This window comes from Deinococcus aquaedulcis (genome assembly GCF_019693445.1).
Classification (GTDB): Bacteria; Deinococcota; Deinococci; order Deinococcales; family Deinococcaceae; genus Deinococcus; species Deinococcus aquaedulcis.
On sequence record NZ_JAHRBL010000018.1, the window covers coordinates 66,618 to 74,357 of the forward strand.

A 7,740-nucleotide genomic window follows, 5' to 3' on the forward strand; every position below is an offset into this window, starting at 1 on the left:
ATTAATGATCGAAGATGTAACTCAGAATTTCAAGAGTAATGTCATCAACAGGCCGCATCTTTCGACCCTCCGTTACTCTAATAATGGGCCATTTTCCTGATACTGCAATATCATGATAAAGTCTGCTGACGTCATACAAGTACTCAGAATTAGACTCATGCAAGTCGTGAGATGATGTAGTATAGTCTCGAGGATCCTTTTTTGCTACATTTTCGAATGAAGCAAGAGGCGTAATGTCAAGTAGGATATTTAGGTCGGCGCGTGGCAAGCCATATATAGAGAACTCTAGCTGCTCAAGCCAACGCACGAACTCTCCTCTTTCATTCCTACCATTAAGCTTGACACCTTGATGTGCCGCATTCGAATACACGTATCGGTCAATTATAAGAAAGTCACTAGCTGTAGACTTTTCGATGATTTCCTCTTTCATTTCTAGTCTATTCCCAGCGTACAAAAGCGCTATAAGTTTCGGTGGGATGGAATTCAAATTACCGTAAGCTCCATTTAAATAGCTCTGAACCTCTTGTGCAAATAATCCCCGATTATAAGTTGGAAATGCGAGGGTTTCGACCTTAAAGCCTCTGGACCTTAATAGATTGGCAGTCTCCACAGTTTGCGTTCCTTTTCCACTGCCATCGATACCCTCTAAAGCGATAATCACTTCTTCCCGCCTTCTAGATGAGTTTTGACAATGCTGTGAAGTGTGACTTCTTCAGTTAGCAGTTTGTCACTAGCATTCTTTCCTATAGGCTCAAAAATTACGAAACAGTCTGAAATCTCCCCGTTATGCTTCCGGATGGCTTTTACAACATCCATAACTTTTCTGCCGCCTGTTGTGCTGTCGTCCACGATAATCACACGCTTTCCGGAAATACTTTCAACCCCTGTATCAAAGTCTGCTTTTAAGGCGTCATTTGGCGACTTAAATTTCTTTTCAGGGCTATATAGTAGTAACGGCTTATTTAAAATCTTAGATATCTCGTAAGCCAAAAGAGGACTGCTCATTTTACTACAAGCCACGAAATCATATTCGAAATTACGCAACATCCTATTTTCCGTCTGCCTCCTAATAAATTGGACCATTATTTGGGCATATCGCAAGGCTCTCCCTTCTATAGCCAAGGATCCCATTAGATCAATATAATAAGGGAATTTTTGCTGATCATTCTCTCCGATCCAAAACTCCCCCTCGACCTTATGTGAATCTAAATCGCCCTGAATAATCTTTTCGTCAAGAGAATTGGGTATAAAGCCACTCTTTCCATAATAGTTTGCCCTCTTTATCGAATCCGTATCGAATCCCAGTGAATTTAAGGTGTCAATAGTTTGCCGTGTGCGTCTTTCTGCGAAAAAATTGGACATCCGCTTCGGCATAAATCCAGAAATTTCCATAAGAAGTAGTAGTGTGGATATACCAGCAATTATGCCGAAGATCAAGAATAGCCATTCACCGCTAAGCGCGATAAGCTCCTGAGTTGGCGATAACTTAGACATGACTATTCCAAATATGGGAGAAAGATCTGTACTGATCTAAAGAGCAGCCACATGATTTTATTACTGCTTGAATGAGACGATTGCGCTCTTCTGGCGCGCAATAGGCAACATCGGTAAGTAAATTTTCCATTGAGAACGCCAAAAAAAGAAATTGATCTATCGTCAAGTTTTCAGAGGGGTACCCATCCTGCCATGTTTTTGCATACTTCATCAGTTCGGTGAATGAAATCTCGTCAAGGCTCTCCTGAACAAAATCTAATGACGGCGGAAAGTTATAATGTTGGAAAACATCATGTATATTTGAAACAACCATATGTCATGCTACCTCTTACTCGGCAGAAGATTGTCAGAAATTGATTCACTCACTTTTCGAAGAATTAGCTACTTCACCCACTCCTGCAATGCCTGCACCTCTAGCCTACCAGCCTTAACAGCTTCCGCAATCGCCTTCGCCGTCCACTCGGCGCCTTCTTTCGTGCTGACAATCGGCACGCCGCGTTCCAGGGCAGTGCGCAGCAGCTCGCTTCCCGTGGTGTCTATCAGCAGGGCGGGCAGGTCGTCGCCGTTGCGCTCGCGGATCACATTCAGGCCGGCCGCGCTCAGCGTCTGGGCCACCTCGTCCAGCCCCTCGCCCAGAACCAGCGCCGTGCCCTCGGTGGGCAGGTAGTTCTTTGCGCCAATCTGCGCGCGGTAAAAGGCGCGGTAGGGGTCGGCGTCAATGCCCATGCTCTCGCCCGTGCTCTTCATTTCTGGCCCCAGCACCGGCAGCACGCCCTTGAACTTCAGGAAGGGCAGGTGCACCTCCTTCACGGAGTACATGCCCGGCGTGGGGGTTTGCGTGAAGCCAATCTGCGCCAGCGTGTGCCCCACGGCAATGCGCGCGGCGCTCTTGGCGAGGGGATGGTTCACGGCCTTGGACACGAACGGCACGGTGCGGCTGGCGCGCGGGTTGGCTTCCAGGATGTACGCGGTGTCGTCCTTGACCGCCCACTGCACGTTCATCAGGCCCTTCACGCCCAGTTCCAGCGCCAGACGCTCGGTGTCGGCCTTCACGCGGGCCAGCAGTTCGGGCGAGAGGTTCACGGGCGGCAGGATGCAGGCGCTGTCGCCGGAATGCACCCCAGCGGCCTCCACATGCTCCATGATGCCGGCGACCACGGCGGTCTCCCCGTCGCACAGGGTGTCCACGTCCAGCTCCAGCGCGCCTTCCAAGAACTGGTCCAGCAGAATGCTGGGTTGGCCTTCCACAGCGGCGTACACCTCGTTCAGGTAGGTGGTCAGCTCGTCCATGGAGCGCACCGTGCGCATGGCGCGGCCCCCCAGCACGTAGGAGGGGCGGGCCATCAGGGGGAAGCCCAGTTCGGCGGCCAGCTGCGTGGCCTGCTCCGGGGTCTGCGCCACCTTGCCCCTGGGCTGCGGCAGGCCCAGGCGCTCGCACAGGGCGTTGAACGACGCGCGGTCCTCCGCTTCATGGATGGTTTCGGGGCTGGTGCCAATGATGGGGGCGCCTGCATCCGCCAGCTTCTTGGCCAGCTTCAGCGGCGTCTGCCCGCCCAGCTGCACGATCACGCCCACGGGCTGCTCGTGCTCCACGATGTTCATCACGTCTTCAAAGGTCAGCGGCTCGAAGTACAGGCGGTCGGCGGTGTCATAGTCGGTGCTGACCGTTTCGGGGTTCGAGTTCACCATGATGGTCTCGTACCCGGCTTCCTGCAGCGCCCACACGGCATGCACGGTGGCGTAATCGAACTCCACGCCCTGCCCGATGCGGTTGGGCCCGCTGCCCAGAATCACGACCTTGGGCTTGTCGGTGCCGCGCACCTCGTCCTCCCACTCGTAGGTAGAGTAGTGATACGGCGTAAAGGCCTCGAACTCGGCGGCGCAGGTGTCCACGGTTTTGTAGACGGGCGTGGCCTTGGCGGCCTTGCGCAGGTCGCGCACCTGCAGCTCGCTCAGGCCCACCACTTCGCCAATGCGGGCGTCACTGAAGCCCAGGCGCTTGACCTCGCGCCAGATTTCGTACTTCCACTCGGCAATGGGGCCCAGGTCGGTCAGTTCCTTTTCGGCGTCCGTGATTTCCTTCAGCTGCGACAGGAACCAGGGGTCAATCTTGGTGGCGTCAAACAGCGCCTTTACGTCCTCGCCCCGGCGCAGCAGTTCCAGCACCGCTTCCAGGCGGCGGGGGTTGCCGTACAGCAGGCCGCGCAGGTCGTCGTCGCTCATGGCGGCGTAGGCGCCGCGCACGTCGGATTCAATGGAGCGCAGCGCCTTTTGCAGCGACTCCTTGAAGGTGCGGCCAATCGCCATCACCTCGCCCACAGAGCGCATCTGGGTGCCCAGCGCGTCGGGCGTGCCGGGGAACTTCTCGAAGGCGAAGCGCGGAATCTTGGTCACCACGTAGTCAATGCTGGGTTCAAAGGACGCCGGGGTGGAGAGCGTGATGTCGTTTTTCAGCTCGTCGAGGTGGTAGCCCACCGCCAGCAGCGCGGCAATTTTGGCAATGGGAAAGCCGGTGGCCTTGGACGCCAGCGCCGAGGAGCGGCTCACGCGCGGGTTCATCTCAATGACGATCACTCGGCCGTCCTTGGGGTTCACCGCAAACTGGATGTTGCTGCCGCCCGTGTCCACGCCAATCTCGCGGATGATCGCCAGAGACTGGTCGCGCAGGCGCTGGTATTCCACGTCGCTGAGGGTCTGGGCTGGGGCCACAGTGATCGAGTCGCCCGTGTGCACGCCCATCGGGTCAAAGTTCTCGATGCTGGTGATGATCACCACCGTGTCGGCGTGGTCGCGCATCACTTCCAGCTCGTATTCCTTCCAGCCCAGGATAGATTCTTCGAGCAGCACACTCGTGACCGGGCTGTCGCGGAGGCCGCCCTCGGTGATCGCCAGGAACTCCTCGTAGGTGTGCGCGATGCCGCCGCCCGTGCCGCCCAGCGTGAAGGACGGGCGAATCACGATGGGCAGGCCAATTTCCTTCTGGTACTCAATGGCCTCTTCCATTGAGTGCACCATCTGGCCCTTGGCGGTCTCCACGCCAATCTTCTTCATGGCGGCCTGGAATTCCTCGCGGTCCTCGCCCTTTTTAATGGCCGCCGCGTTGGCGCCAATCAGCTCCACACCGAACTCGTCCAGCGTGCCGTTGTGGAACAGGTCCATCGCCAGGTTCAGCGCCGTCTGGCCGCCCAGGGTGGGCAGCAGGGCGTCGGGGCGCTCCTTTTCAATCACCTTGCGCACGAATTCGGGCGTCAGCGGCTCCAGGTACGTCGCGTCGGCCAGATCGGGGTCGGTCATGATGGTCGCGGGGTTGCTGTTCACCAGCACCACGCGGTAGCCCTCCCCCTTGAGCGCCTTCAGCGCCTGCGTGCCCGAATAGTCGAACTCGGCCGCCTGCCCAATCTGAATGGGACCGCTGCCGAGAATCAGGATGGTCTGGAGGTCAGTACGCTTAGGCATTCCAGAGAACGAGCGTAACACGCCTGGGGGGCCGGAAGGTAAGCCCGGTGCAAACTTATGCAGGCATGCGGGACAGGTGGTGGGGTGACCGTCCGCGCCATTCGGGCCCGGTATGCTGGACCCATGTCGCTGCTGGAACGGGTCACAGTTAATCCCCTGCAGTGTGGTGGACGCCCCTGCCTGCGAGGCATGCGGATTCGCGTGTCCGACGTGCTGGACCTGCTGGGTGCCGGCGTGAGCATTGAAACGGTGCTGGAAGACTACCCCGACTTGGAACGTGAGGACATCTATGCGGCCCTGCTCTGGGCGGCGCGTTATATCGACCATCCTCGCCTGAGTGCATGACCGGGCGGGCCTACTGGCTGGACGCCCAGTTGCCGCCGTCTCTCGCCCCCTGGCTCAATTCGGCGCTGCTGCCTACAGCGTGGGTTATCCGGGGTACAGAGATGCGGAAGACGAGGTGATTTTTCAGGCGGCGCGGATGGCAGGTGCGGTGGTGGTGTCCAAAGACGCGGATTTTCTGGAAAGGGTCCGGCGTCTGGGCACGCCTCCGCAATTGCTGTACGTCACCTGCGGCAATACCAGCAAGGCGCGCCTGATGACGGTGTTTGAACGTCACTTTGCACAGGCCCACGCGCTGCTTGAAGCGGGCGAACCCGTCGTAGAACTTGCAGACGCTTCATCCTGAGCCACCTGGCCTATCGCGCCGGTCCCCGCGCCGCCGGTATGCTCCTCCTATCCCGACCCCGGGACGTGATTCACCATGTCAACCCTGAACTGACCCCTTCCATTTCAGACGCTGCTGCGGGCCTCCTCCGGTCACGCGCCGCTTCACGTTGACACGCTGAATATTCACTCCCCGAGGTTGACCTATGCTCCATTCCTCCCGCGCGTTGCGGGTCTATCTGGTCACAGAGGCCGTCATGGCCGCTGCGTTTGCCCTGGCGTATACGTTGCAAGGGCTGTATTTCGTTCAAACGGTGGGCCTGACGCCCTTTCAGTTGCTGCTGGTGGGCGCGGCGCTGGAACTGTCGGCGTTTCTGCTGGAGGTCCCCACGGGCGTGCTGGCCGACGCCTTTTCGCGCAAGTGGTCAGTGGTGCTGGGCTGCGCGGCGCTGGGTATTGCCATGCTGCTGGTGGGCTCGTTTCCGGTGTTCGGCGTCATTCTGGCGGCGCAGGTGGTGAGTGCTTTGGGCTACACCTGCCTCAGCGGCGCGCAGGAAGCGTGGCTGGCCGACGAACTGGGCGAGGACCGGCTGGGCGGCGCCCTGCTGCTGGGCGGGCAATATGCCCGCGTGGCCGGGGTGGGGGGCATTCTGGGCGCAGCGGGGCTGGCGGCCTTGGGCGGCCCTGCGCTGTGCATCGTGGTGGGCGGGGGCACGCTGCTGGCGCTGGCGGCGTTCCTGGCGCTGCGGATGCCGGAACAGGGCTTCACCCGCGCCGCTCCCGGCGAGCGGTCCACCTGGGCCAGTCTCACGGCCCCGCTGGTGCAGGGCGTGCGCGAGGTGCGGGGGCGTCCGGTGCTGACCCTGCTGATCGCGGCGGCGGCCCTGTACGGCGCCAGCACCGAGGCCCTGGACCGCCTGAACGAGTTTCTGCTGCTGCGCGAAACCGGCCTGCCGGGCGGGCTGAGCCCCGAGGGCTGGTTTATTGCCCTGGCGCTGACCGGGTCGCTGCTGGGGTGGGCGGTGCTGGAACCGCTGCGCCGCCGTCTGGACCTGGGCCAGCCCAGGCAGGTGGCGCGCACCCTGCGCGTGGTGCTGGGCCTGAGTGTGGCGGCGCTGCTGGCCTTTGCACTGGCCCCCAGTTTTGGGTGGGCGGCGGGCGCCCTGCTGCTTCACGGTGTGCTGCGCGGCCTGTACAGTCCGCTGTATTCGGCATGGCTGAACCAGGGCCTGCCCAGTGGCTCGCGCGCCACCATCAATTCCTTCGCTTCGCAGGCCGACGCCCTGGGACAGGTAAGCTGCGGGCCGCTGTTCGGGCTGGCGGGCAACCTGTGGGGCGTGCGCGCGGCGCTGGCCCTGGCGGCCTTGGTGCGCCTGCCTACCCTGGCCCTGCTGAGCCGCGCCGGGAAGGGTGAACTTCGGTGAGCCCGCTGTTCGGCTTCCGGTTACAGCCCCTGCCCGCCCTGATTCAGGCCTGGGAGGCTGGCGGTTTTGACCCACAGGTCTACCTGCGCGGCTGGTACTGGCTGTCGTACGGGTGGTTCTGGCTGACCACGCCAGACGGGGATGTCCCCACCACCCATCCCGCGTTGAACGCCGCTTTTGGCCTGCCGCCAGACCCGGAGCCGCATCTGGACTATCAGGTGGCGCGCCTGTGGCTGGATCTGGACGAGATACTGCCGCGCGTGCTGGAGCCGCTGCCGCCAGCCCTCGCCAGCGTGCTCGCCTCGGGCTCCTGGGCAGGGTGGAAAGCGCAGGTGTCGGCCTGGCAGCACGCGCGGCCGGATGAGCAGGCAGACTGGGACGCCTGGTTGACCGCCACCGGCTGGGAGAACGGGCGCGTGCTGGATATGGGGTATCTGGCGGCGCCGCCGGTTCTGCGGTTCTGGCGGGAGGGGGAGACCGTCACAATGTCGTGGGACACGACAAATAAACGGGTGGACGGCCACCTGTGCTGGGCAGAAACCCAGGGCCAGCAGCGTCTGAGCGTGACGGCTTTTCAGGCTGATACAAATTTGAAGTATAGTTAGTGTATCAAAGCGATCATTCCTCTGAAGCACTTAGATGAAGACGAACTGCTGCGTCGTCAACGCCAAGCCTCAACCGCCGACGAGCGTGATCGTTG

Annotated in this window: 7 protein-coding genes; 4 read left to right on the plus strand and 3 right to left on the minus strand. The window is 60.0% G+C overall.

Features of this window, described 5'->3' with window-relative positions:
- Position 1: 1 nt before the first annotated feature.
- The 3 genes from KMW22_RS16215 to carB all read right to left on the minus strand — a co-directional run bounded on the left by KMW22_RS16215 (position 2) and on the right by carB (position 4,950).
- Entirely contained in the window at positions 2-661 is a 660-nt protein-coding gene (locus KMW22_RS16215; RefSeq protein ID WP_221091068.1) for a nucleoside/nucleotide kinase family protein, read from the minus strand.
- The gene (locus tag KMW22_RS16220) at positions 658-1,494 is read right to left on the minus strand and encodes a phosphoribosyltransferase family protein (RefSeq protein WP_221091069.1); all 837 of its coding nucleotides are present in this window, start codon (positions 1,492-1,494) and stop codon (positions 658-660) included. The genes KMW22_RS16215 and KMW22_RS16220 overlap by 4 nt, the downstream gene beginning before the upstream one ends.
- Positions 1,495-1,875: 381 nt before the next feature.
- Positions 1,876-4,950: a carbamoyl-phosphate synthase large subunit gene (carB, locus tag KMW22_RS16225; protein WP_221091070.1), complete on the minus strand. Its 3,075-nt coding sequence runs from the start codon at positions 4,948-4,950 to the stop codon at positions 1,876-1,878.
- 123 nt (positions 4,951-5,073) lie between these two features.
- Between carB and KMW22_RS16230 the strand changes: the two genes are divergently transcribed.
- From KMW22_RS16230 to KMW22_RS16245, 4 genes are all read left to right on the plus strand, one after another.
- Positions 5,074-5,295, plus strand: a complete 222-nt coding sequence (locus tag KMW22_RS16230; RefSeq protein WP_221091071.1) for a DUF433 domain-containing protein — start codon at positions 5,074-5,076, stop codon at positions 5,293-5,295.
- Positions 5,288-5,638 carry a DUF5615 family PIN-like protein gene (locus KMW22_RS16235; RefSeq protein WP_328774731.1) on the plus strand — a complete coding sequence of 117 codons (351 nt, stop codon included), beginning with the start codon at positions 5,288-5,290 and terminating at the stop codon, positions 5,636-5,638. Before KMW22_RS16230 ends, KMW22_RS16235 begins: the two co-directional genes overlap by 8 nt.
- Positions 5,639-5,822: 184 nt before the next feature.
- A complete protein-coding gene (locus KMW22_RS16240; protein ID WP_221091072.1) occupies positions 5,823-7,040 on the plus strand; it encodes an MFS transporter in 1,218 nt (405 codons plus the stop codon).
- On the plus strand, positions 7,037-7,645 hold the full coding sequence (locus KMW22_RS16245) for a DUF5984 family protein (protein WP_221091073.1): 609 nt from the start codon (positions 7,037-7,039) through the stop codon (positions 7,643-7,645). Before KMW22_RS16240 ends, KMW22_RS16245 begins: the two co-directional genes overlap by 4 nt.
- Positions 7,646-7,740: the final 95 nt, after the last annotated feature.